Here is a 22530-nt window from a genome sequence, read left to right on the forward strand (position 1 = left end):
GTCCTCCATTGATTAATCGAAGTTTTTAACAGCCTGCCGGTGCAAACGGAATGGTCTAGGCAAGCCGCCGCGACTCCGCATACGGCGGGGTATCCGGATAATCGTCTTCGCGCAGCCGGGCTTGCAGGTTGCGCCACCACTGCGGGTCGAACAGTTCCGGGTGGATGTGTTTGACCGCCTCCAGTTGCGAGGCCGGCAAGCCCATGAACAAGGCGAAGCGTTCGGGAAACACATCGCGCGGGCCAACGTGGAACCAGGGTTCGGCGGCGAGTTGTTCTTCGTAGGTGGTGGGCGTGGGCCAGTCGCGAAAGGTGCAGTCGGTGATCAGGCACAGTTCGTCGTAGTCGTAGAACACCGCGCGCTGATGGCGGGTGATGCCGAAGTTCTTTAGCAGCATGTCGCCGGGAAAGATGTTGTTGCGCGCCATGTCCTTGATCGCCTGGCCATAGTCCAGCGCGGCGGCATGCGCGGCTTCGGGGAGTTGTTCGCGCAGGTACAAATTGAGCGGGCGCAGCCGCCGTTGCACGTAGCACAGCGCAATCAATACATCGTCGCCGTCCTCGCTCAGGCTCATCGCGCAGCTGGTCTGCAGCTCTTCCAGCAGCGCTGGCGAGAAGCGCGCCTTGGGAAAGCGCAGAAATCGGTACGGCTGCGCGTCGAGCAGGCGGCCGATGCGATCGAGCTGGAAGACCAATTCGTATTTCCCTTCGACCTGCGCGCGGCTCATGGTTTTGGGATAGGCGAAACGGTCGCGAATGAGCTTGAACACCAGCGGATAACTGGGCAGCGTAAACACCACCATGACCATGCCGGGTGTGCCATCGGCATGCACCAGCTGCTCGGACGGCTGCGCCTGAAAATGGCTGAAAAACGTGCGATAGCGCTCGGTCTTGCCCTGCTTGGCGCGGCCCAGCATGGTGTAGAGCTCGTCGACCGGCTTGTGGGTCAGCAGGCTGCGCAGAAACACCACCGCATCGCCGACCGTGGACAGATCGGCCTGAAAATAACTGCGCGAGTTACTGAACAGTTGTGCGACATCGCTGCGCTTGGTCAGCACCGCTTCGGCGCGCAAGCCGGCACCGTCGTTGATCAGCGCGATCACGCACGGCGAAAACCGATGCTCGCCGAACACACGCCCGACCAGATACGCGCGACGTTCGCGATAGAACACCGTTTCCAGCAGTTCGACGCTGCGCACCGGGTGCTCGCCCCAATGCGCCAGATCGTCGAGCAGACGCACCGCAATGGCCGCCGCGCAGCGGGTGCGGTGCGCATACGGCACGGCGAATGCGTAATCGCCCAGCACGCGCACCAGCATGTCGGTCAGCCGACCCGGCGACACGGCGTAGGTATGCCGTGCGACCGGCATGGTGATGGCATCGGTGGGCTCGATATCCAGCGCGATGAATTCGATATCGGCGTCCACGCCATGGGTGCCGAAGTAACGCCGCGTCAGCGTGTTGTAGAAAGTCTTGTACAACTCCTGATCGATCAACCCGGCCAGCAACGTGGCGTAATGACTGCGTGCGCGCATCCACAACGCGCGGTCGTGCGCCTGACCCAGCAGCACGGCGCGCAGGCGCAGCATGCATTCGGTGATGTACTGGTCGTAGAGCGCGATACGTGCAACGGCGTCATCGCGCGCAGCGCTCCAGTCGCGCGCTTCGAAGCGCTGCTTGGCACGTGCGGTGATCTCGGAAAACCGCGCGTGGTAATCCTCGAACGCTTCGTACACGGCGTGCGCGATCGCCAGCGCACGGCGTTCGGATTGCGGTGGTAGCGGGAGCTGGCTCATGGCGGCAGTGTACTCAGCGCTTGCGGCGACGCGAGGCGGGCAGCGCAGCAGGCGGGCCGACCGCTGCCTGCTGCGCGTGCGCGGCATGTTCGCGCGCCTGTGTTTGCAGCCATGCGCGAAACGCGAGAAAGCCGGTGTGTGCGGCCGACCGTGGCGGGTACACCAGGTAATGCGACCAGCTGGTCTTGAGCCGTTGCGCGGACAGCGCCACCAGCTGACCGGATGCCAGCAACAGGCGTGCGCGCGTCACCCGCCCCATCGCCACGCCGACGCCATCTAACGCGGCACGGTGATGGGACTCGGAGTCGTCGAGCACGGCGGCATAGCGACGTGGCGGCTCGCCACCGAAGGTTGTAAACCAGCGCGGCCAGTCGCCATCCGGGTCGCCCAGCAGCGGCCATTGCTGCAGCGGCTGCGCATCGATGCCACCCATGCGCGCGATCAGCGCAGGGCTGGCCATCGGCACCAGCCATTCGTCGAACAACGGTTCGGCGATCACGCCTGGCCATTGCCCGGCGCCGATGCGCATGGCCGCATCCACGTCCGGCTGGCGCTCGAAATCCACCAGTCGCTCGCTGGAAAGCAGATTGATCTCGATGGTGGGATGGGCTGCCAGAAAATCGCTCAGGCGCGGCACCAGCCATGCCGAGGCCATCGACGGGGTGATGCTCAGGGTGAGCGTGTCTTCGCGGCGCGCGGCGAACGGCTGGAACGCCTCGGCAATCGCATCCAGATGCGGTGCGATGCGGTCGAGCAATTGCTGCCCCTGCGGCGTGGCGCTGACGCCGCGCGCGTGCCGCTGCAGCAACCGATAGCCCAGGCGCTGCTCGAGCGCACGCACCTGGTGACTGAGCGCGCTGACGGTGAGATGCATCGACGCGGCAGCGCGCGACAGATTGCCCAGACGCACCGCACTGACGAAGCCCTGCAATGCGTGAAGCGGCGGACGCGACATGGCTCACCCTTGAATGGAATTCAACACAGACTTGCAAAAGCCTCGCTTTTGCAAGGCCCAGCCTGCGCCTACTGTGGCTTCCACTCAAGTGGGAGCAGGATCATGCGCATCTTTACCGAGTTGCTGTTCCAGCACGGGCACATTGCCGACGTGGCGCTTGCACGGCAATTGGCAGAAGCAGGCACGGCAGTGGAAGCCAAAGCCGAGGTCGAGGCCGGAACCGAAATCGAAGCCGAAGCCGAAGCCGAAGCCGAAGCGGCAGAGCAGACCGCGCGACGCGCGCCGGTGGCGAGCGCGGCGACACCTCAGCAGCACGCCGAGCACCGCATGGCGCGGCGTGCACGCCGCTTGGTCCGGGCAATGACCGCGCTGTCGCCCTTTCGCTGAAACGACAAGGCCCACCTGTCAACGAGGCGGGCCCTGCATATCGCACTGACTGCACGCACCGCCATGCGGTGCGCGGGGATCAGGCCTTCAACGTCGCCAGTACGTCATTGAAGGTCTTGCTCGGGCGCATCGCCTCGCTGACCTTGGAAAGGTCCGGGTGGTAGTAGCCACCGATGTCCACCGGCTTGCCCTGTGCGCCGTTGAGCTCGGCCACGATGGTGGCTTCGTTCTCGGTCAGCGCCTTGGCCAGCGGTGCGAACTTGGCCTGCAATGCGGTGTCTTCGGTTTGCGCGGCCAGGGCCTGCGCCCAATACATCGCCAGATAGAAATGGCTGCCGCGGTTGTCGAGCTCGCCCACCTTGCGCGCCGGCGACTTGTTGTTGTCCAGGAACTGGCCGTTGGCCACGTCCAACGCCTTGGCCAGCACGGTGGCCGACGGGTTGTTGTAACGGTTGCCCAGATGTTCCAGCGACGCGGCCAGCGCCAGGAATTCGCCAAGCGAATCCCAGCGCAGGCAGTTCTCTTCGACGAACTGCTGCACGTGCTTGGGCGCCGAGCCGCCGGCGCCAGTCTCAAACAGGCCGCCACCGGCCATCAGCGGCACGATGGAGAGCATCTTGGCGCTGGTGCCCAGCTCCATGATCGGGAACAGGTCGGTGAGGTAATCGCGCAGCACGTTGCCGGTGACCGAGATGGTGTCCTGGCCCTTGCGGATGCGCTCCAGCGAGAAGGTGGTGGCTTCCACCGGCGGCAGGATGCGGATATCCAGGCCGTTGGTGTCGTGATCCTTGAGATATGTCTCGACCTTGGCGATGACCTGCGCGTCATGCGCGCGCGCCTTGTCCAGCCAGAACACGGCCGGGGTATCGCTCAGGCGTGCACGCTCGACCGCCAGCTTCACCCAGTCCTGGATCGGTGCGTCCTTGACCTGGCACATGCGCCACAAATCGCCGGCTTCCACCGCATGCTCGAACACCGTCTTGCCATTGGCATCGGTGACCTTGACGGTACCGGCAGCCGACAGCTGGAAGGTCTTGTCGTGCGAGCCGTATTCTTCGGCCTTCTGCGCCATCAGGCCGACGTTCGGCACCGAGCCCATGGTGGACGGGTCGAAAGCGCCATGCGTGCGGCAGTCGTCTATCACCGCTTGATACACGCCGGCATAGCAACGGTCCGGAATCACTGCCTTGGTGTCTTGCAGCTTGCCTTGCGCATTCCACATCTGGCCGGAGTCGCGAATCATCGCCGGCATCGAGGCGTCGACGATCACGTCGCTGGGCACATGCAGGCTGGTGATGCCCTTGTCCGAATTGACCATCGCCAGGCCCGGACGCTGCGCATATTCGGCCTGGATATCGGCCTTGATCTGCGCCTGCTGCGCGTCCGGCAACGTGCCGATGCGTGCGTACAGATCGCCGATGCCGTTGTTGGGATCGAAGCCGACCGACTTGAGCGCGTCGGCGTGCTTGCTCAGCGTGTCCTTGTAGAACTCGCCGACCACTACGCCGAACAGCACCGGGTCGGAGACCTTCATCATGGTGGCTTTCAGATGCACCGAGAACAGCACGTCGCGGGCCTTGGCGTCGGCGATCTGCGCATCGATGAAGCTGGCCAGCGCGCGCTTGCTCAGCACGGCGGCATCGACGATCTCGCCGGCCTTCACCGCAACCTTGTCCTTGAGCACGCTGCTGCTGCCATCGGCAGCGACGAATTCGATCTTCAGCGTGCCGGCCTCGGCCAGCGTGGTGGACTGTTCGCTGCCGAAGAAATCGCCGTCGTCCATGTGCGCCACGTGCGACTTGGAGTCGCTGCTCCACTTGCCCATGCGGTGCGGATGCTTGCGTGCGTAGTTCTTGACCGACAGCGGTGCGCGGCGATCGGAATTGCCTTCGCGCAGCACCGGATTCACCGCACTGCCCTTGACCTTGTCGTAGCGCGCCTTGATGTCTTTTTCCGCGGCGTCCTTGGGCTCGTCCGGATACGCCGGCAACCCATAGCCCTGGGCCTGCAGTTCCTTGATCGCGGCCTTGAGCTGCGGCACTGAAGCACTGATGTTGGGCAGCTTGATGATGTTGGCTTCCGGCGTCGTGGCCAGTTCGCCCAGTTCTGCGAGGTCGTCGGCGATCTTCTGCGCGTCGGTCAGGCTCTCGGGGAACAACGACAGAATGCGACCGGCGAGCGAGATATCGCGCGTTTCGACCACGATCCCGGCGGTATCGGTGTAGGCATCGATGATCGGCAGCAGCGACTGCGTGGCCAGGAAGGGAGCTTCGTCAGTGAGCGTGTAGAGGATCTTCGGTGTCTTCGACATGAGGTGCGATGGCTCTTGTGGTCGGGAGGAGCGCCGATGCCCGGCGACGTTGACGTTGGCGTGCACGACGGGGGTCGCTAGCGGCACGCCGATCGGCCAGCGCGGCGGACGCGGCATTGGATCAGCACGGCATTGTCGCGTCTGAGCCGCGCCCGGGTAAAGCGACCACAGGCGGACGCTTCATCCCGCCACACGGCCAATCGACATGGATGCAGCTGTAACGAATCCATTGCCGAATGAATGCATAGCAAAAAGGCGCAATCTTGCGATTGCGCCTTGGGCTGCGGTTTGATGCAGGCGGAAGTTGCCGGCCACTGACATGAAGACGCCAGTGTGCAGCGCGCCATGTCCACAGATGCTCACCGCTTAAGGCACTTATTTGACCGTAATGGTCTGCGGGCTACCTGCTGGTTTACCGTCGACCATGACCTGCGCGGTGTACGTGCCTGCGGGCCAGCCATCGGGTTTGCTGAAGCTGAGATTGGTGGTTTCTGCACCCGTGGTGGTCAGCGTGGCGTTCTGCTCGCCGGCCACTTGGCCGTCTTGGTAGGTGAGCTTGGCCGAGACCGCTACGTTGCTCGCGCTGCCATCGGTCTTGACCGACACGATGATGGTGTCCTTGGCGCCAACGGTGGCGGACGGTGTCACTGTCTTGTCGGCGGCGACCTTGGTCCCGACTACGACACTGGAGACGCTCACCGCAGAACCCATCGCGGCTGCGGTGTCGGTGCTGGCGGCGCCAGTCGCGGTGCTCTGCCCGGCTTGGTCGCTGGCCGGCGGCGTGGCAGCCGGGCCCGGCATCGCCTCAGTGGCAGCGCCGGAGGTGGGATCCTTCGAAACGCTGGCGTCTTCGTCTTTCTTGCAACCGGATAAAGCGAGCACGCCGGCAAGCGCAATCACGAGCGTGCTTGAAACGGATTTGGTACGCATGGATCAATCTCCGATGATCGAAAAGATCGTTGTTTCTGGAATGTTTTTGCAAGACGCGCACGCGCCGTGCCACGCGCCTTGCAATGCAGTGGCGATCGCGTAGGCAGCTACGCTTTGTGCGGCAAACGCAGGACCTGACCCGGGAAAATCTTGTCCGGATCCTTGAGCGTTTCGCGGTTGGCTTCGAAAATGCGCGGCCACAATGCGCCATCACCCAAGTGACGTTTGGCGATGCTGGACAGACTGTCGCCTGCCTGCACAGTGACCGATTCCTCGACCAGCTCTGCGGTGCTTTGCACGCTGGTGCGCACGTTGGGAAAATCCGGCGCAGGCATCACGTCAGCGGTGCTATCGACCGACGACGTCACATTGGCGAAATCTGCTTTTTTATCGGCACTCATTGCTGCGTTCCTTCGTGCATCACGAGGATTGCAGGGTGCGCGGAGCGCTGTTAAGCATGGATCGCGCCGCCGTGAAGCTGGCGCGATCCTCGAACGCGACCGATTACTGGCGCAAATCGCGAAAGATCGACAGCGGCGTGGGCACGCTGGGCGAGCTACGCAGCGGGTTGATATCCAGCCCGCCACGCCGGGTGTAACGCGCCTCGACCACCAGCCACTCAGGGGCGCAACGGGTCAGCACGTCATTGAAAATGCGCTCCACGCATTGCTCATGAAACTCGGCGTGGTCGCGGAAACTCACCAGATAGCGCAGCAGGCCTTCGCGGTCGATCGGCGCACCCCGATAGCGCAGCGTGACGCTGGCCCAATCCGGTTGGCCGGTCACCGGGCAATTGGATTTGAGCAATGCAGAAGTCAGCACTTCTTCCACGGCCGCCGCTGTCTGCGTATGCAGATACGCCGCATTGGGCGGGCCGTAATCGTCGATGCTGACATCCAGGGTATCGATCGACTCGCCTTCGCCCACCGCATCGATCGGCGGCAAACCGAATTCCACCGATACATCGGCGCCGGCGCGCGTGGACAGGTCGGTGACGATGCGTGCGCGCACCGCTTCGGCACTGTTGAAGCGCGTGGCATTGAGCGAGTTGAGATATAGCTTGAGCGATTTGGATTCGATCAACGACGGCGAATCGAAGGGCACATGCAAGGTGGCCGTGGCCACGCACGGCTTGCCCTGTGCATCCAGCCAGCTCAGCTCGTAGGCGTGCCAGCGATCGCGGCCGATGAACGGCAACGCGCCGGTCAGGCCGATCGCCTCGCGCCCGGCCGCGCGCGGAATGGGAAACAGCAGCGACGGATCGTAGCCGCTGGGGTACGCGACCTCACGACCGAGGGTGGAATCTTCTGGGGTATTCATCGCGCCATTTTAGGCCGAGCCGACTGGCCGTGAGCTATATGGCGAACGCTGGAGCACCGAACTGGCGACGGCAGCAGCGGATCTTCAAGCAGCCCGCCGACCCACTTGATTGGCGACGGTCAGCGGGAATCGTGCAACTACACACGATTCCCGATTCCCGATTCCCGATTCAGCCTGTCTCACCTTGATGCAGATAATCCAGCGACACCTGCAACAGCGCGCGCAGGCCCACGTCCAGCGAGGACTCGTCCAGCAGGAACTGCGGCGAATGGTTGCTGGGCGCGGTGGCCGGGTCGATGCCCTTGGCGGTGGAGCCGACGAAGAAGAACATCGACGGCACCTGCTGGGCGTAGAACGAGAAATCTTCGGCGCCCATCTGCAGCGGCGGCTCGTATACGTTGTCGGCGCCCACCACGGCCTGCAGGCTGGGCAGCATCTTGGCGGTCAGGGCCGGGTCGTTGACCGTAGCCGGGTTGCCGTCCTGGTCGGGCACCTTCGCATCCACCTTGGCGCCGTGTGCGGCGGCGGTGTGCTCGGCCACGTTTTTGAGGTCGGCAAAGATCTGCTGGCGCATGCCTTCGTCGAAGGTGCGGATGGTGCCGACCATTTCCACGTCGTCGGGGATGATGTTGTAGCGGATGCCGCCCTTGATCGCGCCAAAGCTCAACACCGCCGGCTGCTTGGACAGGTTGGCGCGGCGGCTGATCACCGTTTGCGCGGTGGAAATCATGTCGGCGCTGGCCACGATCGGGTCGATGCCGTTCCACGGCGCCGAACCGTGGGTCTGACGGCCGATCATCTTGATCGCAAAGCGGTCAGAGGCCGCCATCAGCGGGCCGCTGCGCACGGCGATCTTGCCGGCCTGCACGCTGGAGAACACATGCAGGCCGAACACCGCCTGCGGCTTGAAGTCGGCAAACAGGCCCTCCTTGAGCATCAGCGAGGCGCCGCCTTCTTCGTTGCCGGGCGCGCCTTCTTCGGAGGGCTGGAAGATCAGCATCACTTCGCCGGGCAGCTGGTCGCGCATGCCCACCAGCGCTTCGGCCACGCCGAGCAGGATGGCGGTGTGGGCGTCGTGGCCGCAGGCATGCATCACCCCGACCTGCTCGCCGCGGTACTCGGCGGTGGCCTTGGAGGCGAAGGCCAGCCCGGTCTGCTCTTTGACCGGCAGCGCGTCCATGTCCGCGCGCAGCGCGATCCTGGGGCCGGGCTTGCCGCCCTTGATGATCGCCACCACGCCGTGATGGGCGATGCCGGTGCGCGGCTTGAGGCCGAGCTTGCGCAGCTGCGCGGCCACGGTGGCGGCGGTGCGCTCCTCGCGGTTGGACAGCTCCGGGTGCTGGTGGAAGTCGCGGCGCCACTGCACCACCTTGGGCTGCAACGTGCTGGCGACGGTCTGGACCTCGGGCCGTGGCGCGGCCTGTGCGGCGGCAAGCGTAGGCAGGGCCAGCAGCAGCGCGCTGGTCAGCAGGCGGGAATGGCGCATCGAGAATCCTCCAATGAATGGCCTTCACTGTAGTGCACCGCACCGCCAGAGCGCAGCGTGGCCGGTGGCGAAGGCCTGGTTGGCCGGCGCCACCGGCTCCCGGGCCATGGTGGGGGCCGATTCAGCCCGGCGGTCAACCGCAGCGCCTCTGACGCGTTGCCGCTGCACGCATCCGTGAACCATGCAGGCGTTTCGTTCGATGAGCCGTTACTTCAGTAACGCTCAATTGCCCGGACGCAACGATATGCTTCGCAATGCCGCCCCACGGTCGCCCCAAGCGCCCGGCCCGCCCTCAGGAGTTGTCGCATGTCGCGTTTTTGGAAGATCACACTGCTGGTCGTAGCGGTGCTCGTCGTGGTGTTTGTCGCAATGCGGATGGTGGGCGGGGGCAATCGCGGCAAGCAGGCGGACGCGCCGGATGGCAATGGCACCGAAAACAGCGGCCCGGTGCCGGTGACGGTGGTGCCCGCCACGACCCAGGACGTGCCGGTGTACGCCAGCGCGCTGGGCACGGTGACCGCGCTCAACACGGTCACGATCAGCCCGCAGGTCGGTGGCCAGCTGATGAGCCTGAATTTCAAGGAAGGCCAGGAAGTGAAGAAGGGCGAGCTGCTGGCCCAGATCGATCCGCGCACCTTGCAGGCCAGCTACGACCAGGCGCTGGCGGCCAAGCGGCAGAATCAGTCGCTGCTGGCGACGGCGCGGGTGAACTACCAGCGCTCCAACGACCCGGCCTACAAGCAGTACGTCTCGCGCACCGACCTGGACACCCAACGCAACCAGGTGGCGCAGTACGAGGCGGCGGTGTCGGCCAACGATGCACAGATGCGCTCGGCGCAGGTGCAATTGCAGTTCACCCGCGTCACCGCGCCGATCGACGGCATTGCCGGCATCCGTGGCGTGGACGTGGGCAATATCGTCAGCGCCAGCTCCACCATCGTCACGCTGACCCAGATCCGCCCGATCTACGTGTCCTTCAACCTGCCCGAGCGCGAGCTGCAGGCGGTGCGCAGCGGCCAGGCGGCTACCCCGCTGGATGTGGCAGCGCTGGACCGCGGCGATGCCCATGTCATCAGCGGCGACGGCAAGCTGGATGTCATCGATAACCGCATCGCCGCCGACAGCGGCACCTTCGGCGCGCGCGCGATCTTCGACAACACCGACAACGCGTTGTGGCCGGGGCAGTTCGTCAACGTGCGGCTGCAGCTGCGCACCATCTCCGGCGGCACCGTGGTGCCGACCCAGGCCGTGCAGCGTGGCCCTGAAGGCGATTACGTCTACGTGGTGGGCAACGACAACACCGCGCAGATGCGCACCGTGGTGCAGGGCGTGGAAGTGGACGACAGCCATGTGCAGGTCACCAAGGGCCTCAAGCCCGGCGAGCGCGTGGTCACCGAAGGCCAGTTCCGGCTCAAGCCGGGCAGCAAGGTCAGCGCGCTCAAGCCGGGCGAAACTCCGCCCGAGCCCACCGAAGCCGAACTCAAGGCGGCGCAGGACAAGCAGAAGGGCGGCGGCAGCGGCGGCCGACGTGGCGGCGGCCCGCGCTAATGCCTGACCACTGGCGACGGGACGCCCCGTCGCCAGTGCGCGTCGGCGCCCTGCGCGCCGGCACCGATTGACGTCTTCAGCAAGGACTCCCCCGTGGGCTTTTCGACCATCTTCATCCGCCGCCCCATCGCCACCTCGTTGTTGATGGCGGGCGTCCTGCTGCTGGGCATCCTGGGCTACCGGCAATTGCCGGTGTCGGCATTGCCGGAAATCGACGCGCCCAGCCTGGTCGTGACCACCCAGTACCCCGGCGCCAACGCGACCACCATGGCCTCGCTGGTGACCACGCCGCTGGAACGCCAGTTCGGACAGATCTCCGGCTTGCAGATGATGACTTCCGACTCCTCGGCGGGCCTGTCCACGATCATTCTGCAGTTCTCGATGGACCGCGACATCGACATCGCCTCGCAGGACGTGCAGGCGGCGATCCGCCAGGCCACCCTGCCCTCGTCGTTGCCGTATCAACCGGTCTACAACCGGGTCAATCCGGCCGATGCGGCCATCCTCACCCTCAAGCTCACCTCCGATTCGCTGCCGCTGCGCGAGGTCAACCGCTACGCCGATGCGATCCTGGCCCAGCGCCTGTCGCAGGTGCCGGGCGTGGGCCTGGTGTCGATCGCCGGCAACGTGCGCCCGGCCGTGCGCATCCAGGTCAACCCGGCGCAGCTGTCGAACATGGGCCTGACCATGGAGTCGCTGCGCAGCGCGCTGACCCAGACCAATGTCAGCGCGCCCAAGGGTTCGCTCAACGGCAAGACCCAGTCCTACAGCATCGGCACCAACGACCAGCTCACCAATGCGGCGCAGTACCGCGAGACCATCATCAGCTTCGCCAACGGCCGCCCGGTGCGGCTGGCCGATGTGGCCAACGTGGTGGATGGGGTAGAGAACGACCAGCTCGCCGCGTGGGCCGATGGCAAGCCGGCGGTGCTGCTGGAAATCCGCCGCCAGCCGGGCGCCAACATCGTGCAGACGGTGGAGCAGATCCGCAGCATCCTGCCGCAGCTGCAATCGGTGTTGCCGGCCGACGTGCATCTGGAGGTGTTCTCCGACCGCACCGAAACCATCCGCGCCTCGGTGCACGAGGTGAAGTTCACCCTGGTGCTGACCATCGCGCTGGTGGTGGCGGTGATCTTCGTGTTCCTGCGCCGGCTGTGGGCCACCATCATTCCCTCGGTGGCAGTGCCGCTGTCGCTGGCCGGCACTTTCGGGGTGATGGCGTTCGCCGGCATGTCGCTGGACAACCTGTCGCTGATGGCGCTGGTGGTGGCGACCGGGTTCGTGGTCGACGATGCGATCGTGATGATCGAAAACATCGTGCGCTACATCGAACAGGGCAAGACGGGCCCGGAAGCGGCCGAGATCGGCGCCAAGCAGATCGGCTTCACCGTGTTGTCGCTGACCGTGTCGCTGGTGGCGGTGTTCCTGCCGCTGCTACTGATGCCGGGCGTCACCGGGCGGCTGTTCCATGAATTTGCGTGGGTGCTGTCGATTGCGGTGGTGATCTCGATGCTGGTGTCGCTGACGCTGACGCCGATGATGTGCGCCTACCTGCTCAAGCCCGACGCCCTGCCCGAAGGCGAGGACGCGCACGAACGCGCAGCAGCGGCGGGCAAGACCAATCTGTGGACGCGCACGGTGGGCGCGTACGAGCGCAGCCTGGATTGGGTGCTGGCGCACCAGCCGCTGACCCTGGCGGTGGCGATCGGCGCGGTGGCATTGACGGTGGTGCTGTATGTGGCGATCCCCAAGGGCCTGCTGCCCGAGCAGGACACCGGCCTGATCACCGGCGTGGTGCAGGCCGATCAGAACGTGGCCTTCCCGCAGATGGAGCAGCGCACCCAGGCGGTGGCCGCCGCGCTGCAGAAAGACCCGGCGGTGACCGGCGTGGCCGCCTTCATCGGCGCCGGCACCATGAACCCGACCCTCAACCAGGGCCAGTTGTCGATCGTGCTGAAGACGCGCGGCGACCGCGACGGCCTGGATGAAGTGCTGCCGCGCCTGCAAAAGGCCGTGTCCGGCATTCCGGGCGTAGCGCTGTTCCTCAAGCCGGTGCAGGACGTCACCCTGGACACCCGCGTGGCCGCCACCGAATACCAGTATTCGATCTCGGACGTGGACAGCACCGAGCTGGCCACCTGGGCCGGGCGCATGACCGAGGCGATGCGCAAGCTGCCCGAGCTGGCCGATGTGGACAACAACCTGGCCAACCAGGGCCGTGCGCTGGAGCTGACCATCGACCGCGACAAGGCCAGCATGCTCGGCGTGCCGATGCAGACCATCGACGACACGCTGTACGACGCCTTCGGCCAACGCCAGATCTCCACCATCTTCACCGAGCTCAATCAGTACCGCGTGGTGCTGGAAGTGGCGCCGGAATTCCGCAGCAGCACCGCATTGATGAATCAGCTGGCAGTGGCCAGCAACGGCAGCGGCGCACTGACCGGCACCAATGCCACCAGCTTCGGCCAGGTGACCTCGTCCAACTCGTCCACCGCCACCGGCGTGGGCAACCAGAACACCGGCATCGTGGTCGGCGCCGGCAGCATCATTCCGCTGGCCTCGCTGGCGCAAGCCAAGGTCACCAACACGCCACTGGTGGTGAGCCACCAGCAGCAGCTGCCGGCGGTGACCATCTCGTTCAATCTGGCGCCGGGGCACTCGTTGTCGCAGGCGGTAGCAGCGATCGAAAAGGCACGCGAAGACCTCAAGATCCCGACCCAGGTGCATGCGCAGTTCGTCGGCAAGGCGGCCGAATTCACCGGCAGCCAGACCGATATCGTGTGGTTGCTGCTGGCCTCGATCGTGGTGATCTACATCGTGCTGGGCGTGCTGTACGAAAGTTACATCCACCCGCTGACGATCATCTCCACCTTGCCGCCGGCCGGTGTCGGCGCGTTGCTGGCGTTGATGATGTGCGGGCTGAGCCTGTCGGTGGACGGCATCGTCGGCATCGTGCTGCTGATCGGCATCGTCAAGAAGAACGCGATCATGATGATCGACTTCGCCATCGACGCCCGCCGCGAAGGCGCCAACGCGCATGAGGCGATCCGCCGCGCCTGCCTGCTGCGTTTCCGCCCGATCATGATGACCACCGCCGCCGCCATGCTGGGCGCGTTGCCGCTGGCACTGGGCACCGGCATCGGCTCGGAACTGCGTCGCCCGCTCGGCATCGCGATTGTAGGTGGCCTGTTGCTGTCGCAGCTGGTGACGCTATACACCACCCCGGTGATCTATCTGTACATGGAACGCGCCGGCGAGCGCTTGCGGGCATGGCGCGCGCGCCGCGCTGCACGCCGCGATGGCGCAAACACCGCACCCACCTCGGAGCGCCCTGCATGAGGACTGGTGCAGCGATTGCTGATCGGATTGCCGGCCTGAGGCCTCGCCTGCCCACACGCGCACTCGGGCGTTGCGTTGGCCTTGCTTGCCGATTCCCGATTCCCGATTTCCGATTCCCGGCGCCACAGGCATGAACATCTCCGCGCCCTTCATCAAGCGCCCGATCGGCACCTCGCTGCTGGCGATCGGTTTGTTCGTGATCGGATTGATGTGCTATCTGCGGCTGGGCGTGGCGGCGTTGCCGAACATCCAGATCCCGGTGATCTTCGTGCACGCTACGCAGTCCGGCGCCGATGCCAGCACCATGGCCTCCACCGTCACCGCGCCGCTGGAACGCCACCTGGGCCAGCTGCCCGGCATCGACCGCATGCGCTCGTCCAGTTCGGAGAGCAGCAGCCTGGTGGTGCTGGTATTCCAGAGCAATCGCAACATCGATTCGGCCGCGCAGGACATCCAGACTTCGATCAATGCATCGCAATCGGACCTGCCTTCCGGGCTCGGCACGCCGATTTACTCCAAGGCCAATCCGAACGACGACCCGGTCATCGCCATCGCCTTGACCTCGGACACCCAGTCGGCCGATGAGCTCTACAACGTGGCCGACTCGCTGCTGGCGCAGCGCTTGCGCCAGATCACCGGCATCAGCTCGGTGGATATCGCCGGTGCGTCCACGCCGGCAGTGCGCGTGGACGTGGACCTGCGTGCGCTCAACGCACTCGGGCTGACCCCGGACGACCTACGCAACGCGGTGCGCGCCGCCAACGTCACCTCGCCGACCGGATTCCTGTCCGACGGCAACACCACCATGGCCATCATCGCCAACGATTCGGTGGCCAAGGCCGCCGATTTCGCGCAGTTGGCGATCTCCACCCAATCCAACGGGCGCATCGTGCGGCTGGGCGATGTGGCCACCGTCTACGACGGCCAGCAGGATGCGTATCAAGCCGCCTGGTTCAACGGCAAACCGGCGGTGGTGATGTATGCCTTCACCCGCGCCGGCGCCAACATCGTCGAGACCGTGGACCAGGTCAAAACGCAGATTCCCGAGTTGCGCGCCTACCTGCAGCCCGGCACCACGCTCACGCCCTACTTCGACCGCACGCCCACCATCCGCGCCTCGCTGCACGAGGTGCAGGCCACGCTGATGATCAGCCTGGCGATGGTGGTGCTGACCATGGCGCTGTTCCTGCGCCGGCTCGCGCCCACGCTCATTGCCGCGGTCACCGTGCCGTTGTCGCTGGCCGGCTCGGCGCTGGTGATGTACGTGCTGGGCTTCACCTTGAACAACTTGAGCCTGCTGGCGCTGGTGATCGCCATTGGCTTTGTGGTCGACGACGCAATCGTGGTGATCGAAAACGTCATGCGACATCTGGACGAAGGCATGCCGCGCCTGGAGGCCGCCCTGACCGGTGCGCGCGAGATCGGCTTCACCATCGTGTCGATCACTGCCTCGCTAGTGGCGGTGTTCATTCCGATGCTGTTTGCCAGCGGCATGGTCGGCGCGTTTTTCCGCGAATTCACCGTGACCCTGGTAGCGGCGATCGTAGTGTCGATGCTGGTGTCGCTGACCTTGACCCCGGCGCTGTGCAGCCGCTTCTTGTCGGCACATACCGAGCCCGAAAAACCCGGCCGTTTCGGCGCCTGGCTGGACCGCATGCACGAGCGCATGCTCACCATTTACACCGTGGCGCTGGACTTTTCGTTGCGCCACGCACTGCTGCTGTCACTGACGCCGTTGCTGTTGATCGCCGCCACCATTTTTCTGGGCAGCGCAGTCAAGAAAGGCTCGTTTCCCGCGCAGGACACCGGCCTGATCTGGGGCCGCGCCAATTCCAGCGCGACGGTGTCGTTTGCCGACATGGTCAGCCGCCAGCGCCGCATCACCGACATGCTGATGGCCGACCCGGCGGTGAAAACCGTGGGCGCGCGGCTGGGCTCCGGCCGCCAGGGGTCGAGCGCCTCGTTCAATATCGAGCTGAAAAAACGCAATGAGGGCCGCCGCGACACCACCGCACAGGTGGTCGCACGCCTGAGCGCCAAAGCCGACCGCTACCCCGATCTGGACCTGCGCCTGCGCGCCATCCAGGACCTACCCAGCGATGGCGGTGGCGGCACCAGCCAGGGCGCGCAATACCGCGTGTCGCTACAGGGCAACGATCTTGCACAGCTGCAGCAATGGCTGCCCAAGCTGCAGGCGGCGTTGAAGAAGAACACACGCCTGCGCGATGTCGGCACCGACGTGGATACCGCCGGGCTGCGTCAGAACATCGTGATCGACCGTGCCAAGGCCGCGCGCCTGGGGATTACGGTCGGTGCGATCGACGGCGCGTTGTATGGCGCCTTCGGCCAGCGCTCGATTTCCACCATCTACTCCGATCTCAACCAGTACAGCGTGGTGGTCAACGCACTGCCCTCGCAGACCGCCACGCCCAAGGCGCTGGATCAGATCTTCGTGCCTAACCGTGCCGGGCAGATGGTGCCAATCACCGCGGTGGCCACCCAGACCCCCGGCCTGGCGCCGCCGCAGATCATCCACGAAAACCAGTACACCACGATGGATCTGAGCTACAACCTCGCCCCGGGCGTGAGCACCGGTGAGGCGGATCTGATCATCAAGTCCACGGTGGACGGATTGCGCATGCCCGACGGCATCCGCCTCAGCGGCGACAACAGCTTCAATGTGCAGCTCAGCCCCAATTCGATGGGGGTGTTGTTGCTAGCTGCCGTACTCACCGTCTACATCGTGCTGGGCATGCTCTACGAGAGCCTGATCCACCCGGTGACCATCCTGTCCACGCTGCCGGCCGCCGGCGTGGGCGCGCTGCTGGCGTTGTTTCTCACCAACACCGAGCTGTCGGTGATCTCGATGATTGCGTTAGTGCTGCTGATCGGCATCGTCAAGAAAAACGCGATCATGATGATCGACTTCGCCTTGGTGGCGCAGCGCGTGCATGGCATGGATGCGCGCGCGGCCGCACGCGAGGCGTCGATCGTGCGCTTCCGCCCGATCATGATGACCACGATGGTGGCGATCCTGGCGGCGGTGCCGCTGGCGGTGGGTCTGGGAGAAGGCTCGGAACTGCGCCGCCCGCTTGGTATCGCGATGATCGGCGGCCTAGTGTTTTCGCAGAGCCTGACCTTGCTCAGCACCCCGGCGCTGTATGTGATCTTCTCGTGCCTGAGCGAGCGTTGGAAAGCGCGCCGCGCGCGTGCGCGCGCACGCCGTGCAGAACGCGCGGCGGCACGGCGCCCGGCGGCGTCGGCGCACTGAGGCTGCGCTGACAAATACCGAAGAGTAGTGATTGAACGGTGTGGATGCGTTGCGGTTGTGGAGCGGCTGATCTGCGGCTTGGCTGCAAGGCCCTTGCCCGCCCACCATCGCAGGACACGCTGCAAGTACGTCCTTGTAAGCTCTTACGCGGCATCCATGCCGCGTAAGGTCCCGCGACGGTGAGCGGGCAAGGACCAGTCGAGAGTGTCGGTGTGCACGGTTTTAAACAAAGCTACCGATCAACTCTCTGGTGCGGTGTCCTCGCCGCTCGCGGGACCGTGTGGCGGCATCGATGCCGCCACCGAGCCTCCACTGACGGATGCACGGCGTGTCCCACGAGCGGTGAGGGCATCGCGCCCTCGACACACTCCGCTTTGGAACATCCAAGCGACGCTGAAGCTCAAGATCCCGGTCGCCTTGAGAGGTCATCGAACGGTGTTGAGATGCCGTCGGGTGCAGAGCAGATGGTCTTCGGCTGCGTTGCAGCGCCCTTGCCCGCCCACCATCGCGGGACACGCTGCGAGTACGTCCTTGTATAAGCTCTTACGCGGTATCCATGCCGCGCAAGGTCCCGCGACGGTGGGCGCGCAAGGACCAGTGGAGATGGCGGTGTGCGTGGTTACAAGCAGGGGATGGAGCGCGGTAGTTCGATTGGGTGCGGTCTGATCAGCTTAGGTCTATCCGATCGATGTCACTTCCCTCCAACACCAAATCATTCGTCAAAGCTGGGGCGTGTGGCCAACACGCTGCCGCTATCGAGACAGCGTTGAGAACTTTATCAGTCGCCCTTCGTCGTGCATGCAGTTGGGCGATATCGCATGCAGCAACTGAAACTGAGGGATACCGCTACCTCACACACCCACCTGATACCGTCGATTGGTGCTGCCTTACACCACCAACGCCAGCAACGATGCGCGTTCCAGCTGCGCATACAGCGCGAACTCGTCATGCACCTGCGCGCCCAACGCCTGCTCGAAACTGCGCTTGCTCGAATGCGCGGCGTACGCGCGCTGCTCGGCGCCGCCCAGATTGGACTGGAAGATGCCGGCTGCGCTGACCGGTAAAAAATCTTCGTAGATGATCGGATCGGCACTGACCAGGCCGAGCGCGATGGCAGTTTCCGCCGGCATTGCAGCTACCTGGGCCGGATCGGCGCGGCCGGCATCGGTCAGCGCGTAGCGGAAATAGCCCAGCCCTTCCTGACGCAGCAGCGCTTCGTCGTCGGGAAAGGCCACGAACGCGGTTTGCAGGCGTGTGGCGTAATCGACACCGGTGCTGCCGGCACCCTCGGCATCGCGCGCCTGCGCCAATAGCGCGTCGTACAGCGCGCGGCCCTTGGGCGTCAGCGCAAGCCCGCGCTGTTCGATCTCGCCAAAGCGCGCGGTGTGCGTGCCGTGCTCGGGCTGCCCGCCGTCGCCGACAAAGCCTACCGGCTCTTCCAGCGCCTTGAAACTGGTCTGGCGCAGCAGGATCGGCACGCGCCGACGCGGCGGCCCTTCGATCACCGCCTTCGCATCGATACCGGCCCGCTGCATCTGCGCCTGCGCCGCATCGATATCCAACGTCCGCGGCGTCAGATGATTGATATGCGGGCCGTGGAAACTCACCACATCGGCAATCAACTTGTGCGCATCGCTCAGCGCGCGGTAAGTGGGCAACGACACCGTGGCATCGCCATGCCAGCGGAAGGTTTCCAGCGCTTCGGCCACGAAGCGCCGCGCCTGCTCGGCATCCAGCCCGCCGACACGCTCGCGCTGTTCGATCAACTCCACGACACCGTTGGTGAAAATCTGCCGCTGCTCCAGGATCTGCGCGGCCTGCGCGCGCAACGCGGCGTCCTCGATCAGTTCCAGCCGCAGCAGCGAGGTGAACACGCGGAACGGATTGGCCGACAGCGCGGCCTCGTCGATCGGGCGGAACGCGGTGGAATGCACCGGCACGCCTGCCACGGAGAGGTCGTAATAGCCCACCGGGTGCATGCCCATCACCGCGAACAGGCGACCCAAGGTGGCCAGTTCGGCCGCCGTGCCGACCCGGATGGCGCCGTGCCGCTCCAGATCCAACCGTGCGCGCTCATCGTTGCGCTGCAGCCGCGCCGCCAATGCCGGATCGGCATCCAGTACCTGCGCGTTGACCTGCGCCACCAGCGTCATCAGGTCGCCGTACAACGGCACCTCGGTGCGATACATGTCCGACATCGCCTGCGCGAACAGGCTGCGAATGTGATCGGGAGAGACAAACACGGTATCGCGCATGGCGTGGTCTTGGCAGAGGCCGGCCGATGCCAGCGTTAGCGCATTCTCGCCGACCACGCCCTGCGGCGACCAGCTGCACGGCAGCATCGCATCGGCGCGTTGGCGCGTAGACAGCCGGGTGCGCCTGGGCTGGCGACACGCCTTGCGCGTTACAACCCCGCCTGCGCTGCGGCGTCGGCCGCTTCGCTGGACTCGCGCGCAGCCTCCAGCCGCTGCGCACGATCGCCGAGCTGGCGACGCAGCAGCGCGTCCAGGGTGATCGGCCGTTCCCAACGGTCGTAACTGGCGACGATGGCATGCCGCAGCGCGCGGACATGCGCGCTATCCGGCTCCACCGACAGCCGTGTGATCACGCCTTCCCACCCGTCATGATGATCGCGTGTGTAGGCGCGCACGCTGTCGCGGCACGACAGCTGCACTGTGTGGGCCCACGCGCAGGCGAAATAGATGTCGCCGGCATGCCAGCCGTGCACCTGCAGCAGTGCCTGCACGTAGCCGCGCGGGGTCTGGGTGTAGCGCGCCACCTCATCGATAAAACTGTCGGGGTAGCGCTGCGCATAGCTACCCATGTCGGCCAGATGCTGGTCCACCCAGGCATCGCCGGTACCGGGCATCACCGCCGGCACGGCCTCCTGCGCTTTGCTACCGCCAACCGGCGCAGGTACGCCCTGCGCGGCCGCCAGCACCGGAACCAGCAGAGCCGCCAGCAATGGCAGCGATCGCAACCGAGGTGAGCGTAAGACAGGCATGCCCCGATGATGCCGCATGCTCGCGCCGGTGTCAGGCCATACGCGTGTCAGCGCAGATCGTAGAAGCCGATGGTGCGCACTTCGCGGCAGCCGCTCAGATCGCAAGAGCCCACGTAGCCGGGACCGATGTACCGCTGGCGCGCATCGCGGTTGTGCGGGCTGCTGTAAGGGTCCGGCCCATACAGGCCGTTGCCGTAGTAGATCTGCCCGTACGGACGGTTGCGCGATGCCCCAAACCGCACTTCGCGGCCATAGCCATAGCCATAACCGCTATAGCCACCGCCGTAGCGGACGTCGGAATATCGATCGGCCGAAAACGCAGAACTGCGGTCGCTTGCAGTCGGGCGGGACTGCAATTTCGCGATGCTCTCACCGTGCGCATCCACATAGCCTTGTTCGCTGTCGAAGCGGACGGTGCGGAAATACACGATCTCCCCACCCACCTTGCGCGTGCGAAGACGCACATAGTCGCCCGCATCTTCGTAGTACGGCTGCCCGTCGCGAAAGATCACCTCGCTGGGGTTGATGATTTCTTCTTCGAGCTCGGCAGCCACAAGCGGCGTGGTGCCGGCGAGCAGCCCCAGCGCAACGGCCAGCACTACACGATGGGTGACGGACAACATGTTCATGGGCAATCCCTCCAAAGTCGGCCATGCACGCCTGCTGGCCGGAACGTCCTGTTGACGGGCGCTGCAATGTGCCCGTATGTCGATTCATAGCATCTGCAAACCGGCGACGCAGTAACGACCGCCCTGGCCACTGCAGCTGACGTGGAAGATCCAGCCATTACCACGGCAGTGCGACCGTTTAAGGCGCGTCGGCACGGAGTACGTATCCCAAGCGGTCGCGACCGTTCCTTCTAACCGCAGACGCGTGCCGCGACGCTTAGCTTAGCGCGTGCCGCCCAGCCAGTGCATCCAGCGCATGCACGGCGGCCGGCCAGCCTGCGGCATCGGGCACTTCGCGCATGCGCGGCTCGTCGGCAGCGACGCTGTGCTCTTGCTCATGCGCCCAGGTCACCGCGTAGGGGGTGTAGATGCCCCAGCCGCCGATCGCCAGTACCGGCTCCACATCGGAGCGCAACGAGTTGCCGATCATCACGAAGCGCTGCGCCGGCAGGTCGAATTCGCCGAGCACGCGCGCGTAGGTCTGGGGGTCCTTTTCGGACACCACTTCGACTCGCGGGAACAGATCGGTCAGGCCGGACTGCGCGATCTTCTGCTCCTGATGGAACAGGTCGCCCTTGGTGATCAACACCACCGCATAGTCGGCGGCGATGGCGCTGACCGCCTCACGCACCCCGGCGATCACGTCTACCGGATGCTGCAGCGTGGCGCGTCCGATCTCGACGATGCGCTGAATGTCGCGCGCGTCGATGCGGGCGTCGGTCAGTTCGATGGCGGTTTCGATCATCGACAGCGTCATGCCCTTGGCGCCGTAGCCGAACACCTTCAGGTTGCGCCGCTCCACCGCCAGCAGATGCTGCTGCATGCGACTGTCGCCCAGGTCGAGATAGCCGGCCAGGATCGCTTCGAAATCCGCTTCGGCGCTGCGGTAATAGTCCTCGCTTTTCCAGAGGGTATCGTCGCCATCGAAGCCGACCAGTTGAATCGCCTGGCCGTCGCGCTGTGCAAAAGAAGTCATCACGCAAGTCTAGCAGCGCACCAGCGCGCTGCTGCGGTCAGTCGCCCGCGGCGTCGCCCGGTCCGGGTTGATAGCTGGCAAATTCATCGCGCGACAGGCGTCCGTCGCCGTTACTGTCGAAGTCGCCGAACTTCTCGCGCAGGATCGGGTCGGCAGCGGCCTCTGTCGGCGTCAGCGAGCCGTCGGCATCGCGATCCAGGCTGCGGAAGCTGCGCGGTGCCAGCGTCCCGGCAGGCGACGCCACGGAGGACTCGGCACCGCTCCGGGCGCGAGGCGGACCAGAGGGATCGGTGGGTAACAGCGGAGTCGTTGCAGGAGGCGGCGGCTCGATCGGCAAGGGCGACATGGCCGGAGCATTGCTGCCAGGCGGCACAAGCGGTTGCTGCGCGGTGGCCGGCGGCAACTCCGGCGGCGCGGCGAACGCGAGCAGCGGACTGCACAGGCCGGCCAGTAAGGTAACGCGCAGCTGCAACATAGGAAGAAGGCCAGAGTTGGACCGTTTCACCGTAGCGGGGATGACGTAAAGAAAACGGGAGC

16 protein-coding genes are annotated in these 22530 nt (G+C 65.2%); 4 read left to right on the forward strand and 12 right to left on the reverse strand.

Annotation, left to right across the window (positions count from 1 at the left end; all coding sequences use genetic code 11):
* Positions 1-55: 55 nt before the first annotated feature.
* Both aceK and ACZZ0O_RS02975 read right to left on the reverse strand, forming a co-directional pair.
* Positions 56-1795 (reverse strand): bifunctional isocitrate dehydrogenase kinase/phosphatase, encoded by a 1740-nt coding sequence (gene aceK / locus ACZZ0O_RS02970; RefSeq protein ID WP_323539410.1) that lies wholly within the window; start codon positions 1793-1795, stop codon positions 56-58.
* A gap of 13 nt (positions 1796-1808) precedes the next feature.
* Entirely contained in the window at positions 1809-2750 is a 942-nt protein-coding gene (locus tag ACZZ0O_RS02975; RefSeq protein WP_115514078.1) for a LysR substrate-binding domain-containing protein, read from the reverse strand.
* Positions 2751-2852: 102 nt separating this feature from the next.
* On the opposite strand from ACZZ0O_RS02975, the gene ACZZ0O_RS02980 reads away from it, so the two are divergent.
* The gene (locus tag ACZZ0O_RS02980) at positions 2853-3137 is read left to right on the forward strand and encodes a hypothetical protein (protein WP_463592186.1); all 285 of its coding nucleotides are present in this window, start codon (positions 2853-2855) and stop codon (positions 3135-3137) included.
* 79 nt (positions 3138-3216) lie between these two features.
* Here ACZZ0O_RS02980 and ACZZ0O_RS02985 read toward each other — a convergent pair whose 3' ends face one another.
* The 5 genes from ACZZ0O_RS02985 to ACZZ0O_RS03005 form a co-directional block, all read right to left on the reverse strand.
* Positions 3217-5448, reverse strand: a complete 2232-nt coding sequence (locus ACZZ0O_RS02985; RefSeq protein WP_463592187.1) for an NADP-dependent isocitrate dehydrogenase — start codon at positions 5446-5448, stop codon at positions 3217-3219.
* 375 nt (positions 5449-5823) lie between these two features.
* Positions 5824-6378, reverse strand: coding sequence for a hypothetical protein (locus ACZZ0O_RS02990; protein ID WP_463592188.1), 555 nt, complete (start codon positions 6376-6378; stop codon positions 5824-5826).
* A gap of 107 nt (positions 6379-6485) precedes the next feature.
* Entirely contained in the window at positions 6486-6779 is a 294-nt protein-coding gene (locus tag ACZZ0O_RS02995) for a LysM peptidoglycan-binding domain-containing protein (protein ID WP_463592189.1), read from the reverse strand.
* Between the two features lie 103 nt (positions 6780-6882).
* A complete protein-coding gene (gene queF, locus ACZZ0O_RS03000; RefSeq protein WP_463592190.1) occupies positions 6883-7698 on the reverse strand; it encodes an NADPH-dependent 7-cyano-7-deazaguanine reductase QueF in 816 nt (271 codons plus the stop codon).
* A gap of 169 nt (positions 7699-7867) precedes the next feature.
* Entirely contained in the window at positions 7868-9184 is a 1317-nt protein-coding gene (locus ACZZ0O_RS03005) for a M20 family metallopeptidase (protein ID WP_115529067.1), read from the reverse strand.
* A gap of 306 nt (positions 9185-9490) precedes the next feature.
* Here ACZZ0O_RS03005 and ACZZ0O_RS03010 point away from each other — a divergent pair, with 306 nt between their 5' ends.
* The 3 genes from ACZZ0O_RS03010 (at position 9491) to ACZZ0O_RS03020 (ending at position 17345) form a co-directional block, all read left to right on the forward strand.
* The gene (locus ACZZ0O_RS03010; protein ID WP_463592191.1) at positions 9491-10732 is read left to right on the forward strand and encodes an efflux RND transporter periplasmic adaptor subunit; all 1242 of its coding nucleotides are present in this window, start codon (positions 9491-9493) and stop codon (positions 10730-10732) included.
* A 93-nt stretch (positions 10733-10825) separates the two neighbouring features.
* Positions 10826-14074: an efflux RND transporter permease subunit gene (locus ACZZ0O_RS03015; RefSeq protein WP_463592192.1), complete on the forward strand. Its 3249-nt coding sequence runs from the start codon at positions 10826-10828 to the stop codon at positions 14072-14074.
* A 130-nt stretch (positions 14075-14204) separates the two neighbouring features.
* A complete protein-coding gene (locus ACZZ0O_RS03020; protein WP_463592193.1) occupies positions 14205-17345 on the forward strand; it encodes an efflux RND transporter permease subunit in 3141 nt (1046 codons plus the stop codon).
* 887 nt (positions 17346-18232) lie between these two features.
* On the opposite strand, the gene hglS is transcribed toward ACZZ0O_RS03020, so the two are convergent.
* From hglS to ACZZ0O_RS03045, 5 genes are all read right to left on the reverse strand, one after another.
* On the reverse strand, positions 18233-19600 hold the full coding sequence (gene hglS / locus ACZZ0O_RS03025) for a 2-oxoadipate dioxygenase/decarboxylase HglS (RefSeq protein ID WP_115555142.1): 1368 nt from the start codon (positions 19598-19600) through the stop codon (positions 18233-18235).
* Between the two features lie 149 nt (positions 19601-19749).
* The gene (locus ACZZ0O_RS03030; protein ID WP_463592194.1) at positions 19750-20367 is read right to left on the reverse strand and encodes a hypothetical protein; all 618 of its coding nucleotides are present in this window, start codon (positions 20365-20367) and stop codon (positions 19750-19752) included.
* A 29-nt stretch (positions 20368-20396) separates the two neighbouring features.
* Positions 20397-20978 carry a hypothetical protein gene (locus ACZZ0O_RS03035; protein ID WP_463592195.1) on the reverse strand — a complete coding sequence of 194 codons (582 nt, stop codon included), beginning with the start codon at positions 20976-20978 and terminating at the stop codon, positions 20397-20399.
* Positions 20979-21234: 256 nt separating this feature from the next.
* Positions 21235-21993, reverse strand: coding sequence for an HAD family hydrolase (locus ACZZ0O_RS03040; protein ID WP_115563040.1), 759 nt, complete (start codon positions 21991-21993; stop codon positions 21235-21237).
* A gap of 37 nt (positions 21994-22030) precedes the next feature.
* On the reverse strand, positions 22031-22435 hold the full coding sequence (locus tag ACZZ0O_RS03045) for an EF-hand domain-containing protein (protein WP_193552637.1): 405 nt from the start codon (positions 22433-22435) through the stop codon (positions 22031-22033).
* Positions 22436-22530: the final 95 nt, after the last annotated feature.

It is taken from the genome of Xanthomonas sp. AC360, assembly GCF_979258225.1.

Excerpts from the sequence above, each read along its gene's own strand:
- ACZZ0O_RS03030 (WP_463592194.1), bottom strand. The coding sequence starts at position 20,367 with ATGCGGCATCATCGGGGCATGCCTGTCTTACGCTCACCTCGGTTGCGA.
- ACZZ0O_RS02980 (WP_463592186.1), top strand. The coding sequence starts at position 2,853 with ATGCGCATCTTTACCGAGTTGCTGTTCCAGCACGGGCACATTGCCGAC.
- ACZZ0O_RS02975 (WP_115514078.1), bottom strand. The coding sequence starts at position 2,750 with ATGTCGCGTCCGCCGCTTCACGCATTGCAGGGCTTCGTCAGTGCGGTG.
- ACZZ0O_RS03040 (WP_115563040.1), bottom strand. The coding sequence starts at position 21,993 with ATGACTTCTTTTGCACAGCGCGACGGCCAGGCGATTCAACTGGTCGGC.
- ACZZ0O_RS03005 (WP_115529067.1), bottom strand. The coding sequence starts at position 9,184 with ATGCGCCATTCCCGCCTGCTGACCAGCGCGCTGCTGCTGGCCCTGCCT.
- ACZZ0O_RS03010 (WP_463592191.1), top strand. The coding sequence starts at position 9,491 with ATGTCGCGTTTTTGGAAGATCACACTGCTGGTCGTAGCGGTGCTCGTC.
- queF (WP_463592190.1), bottom strand. The coding sequence starts at position 7,698 with ATGAATACCCCAGAAGATTCCACCCTCGGTCGTGAGGTCGCGTACCCC.
- aceK (WP_323539410.1), bottom strand. The coding sequence starts at position 1,795 with ATGAGCCAGCTCCCGCTACCACCGCAATCCGAACGCCGTGCGCTGGCG.
- ACZZ0O_RS03020 (WP_463592193.1), top strand. The coding sequence starts at position 14,205 with ATGAACATCTCCGCGCCCTTCATCAAGCGCCCGATCGGCACCTCGCTG.
- hglS (WP_115555142.1), bottom strand. The coding sequence starts at position 19,600 with ATGCGCGATACCGTGTTTGTCTCTCCCGATCACATTCGCAGCCTGTTC.
- ACZZ0O_RS02995 (WP_463592189.1), bottom strand. The coding sequence starts at position 6,779 with ATGAGTGCCGATAAAAAAGCAGATTTCGCCAATGTGACGTCGTCGGTC.
- ACZZ0O_RS02990 (WP_463592188.1), bottom strand. The coding sequence starts at position 6,378 with ATGCGTACCAAATCCGTTTCAAGCACGCTCGTGATTGCGCTTGCCGGC.
- ACZZ0O_RS02985 (WP_463592187.1), bottom strand. The coding sequence starts at position 5,448 with ATGTCGAAGACACCGAAGATCCTCTACACGCTCACTGACGAAGCTCCC.
- ACZZ0O_RS03035 (WP_463592195.1), bottom strand. The coding sequence starts at position 20,978 with ATGAACATGTTGTCCGTCACCCATCGTGTAGTGCTGGCCGTTGCGCTG.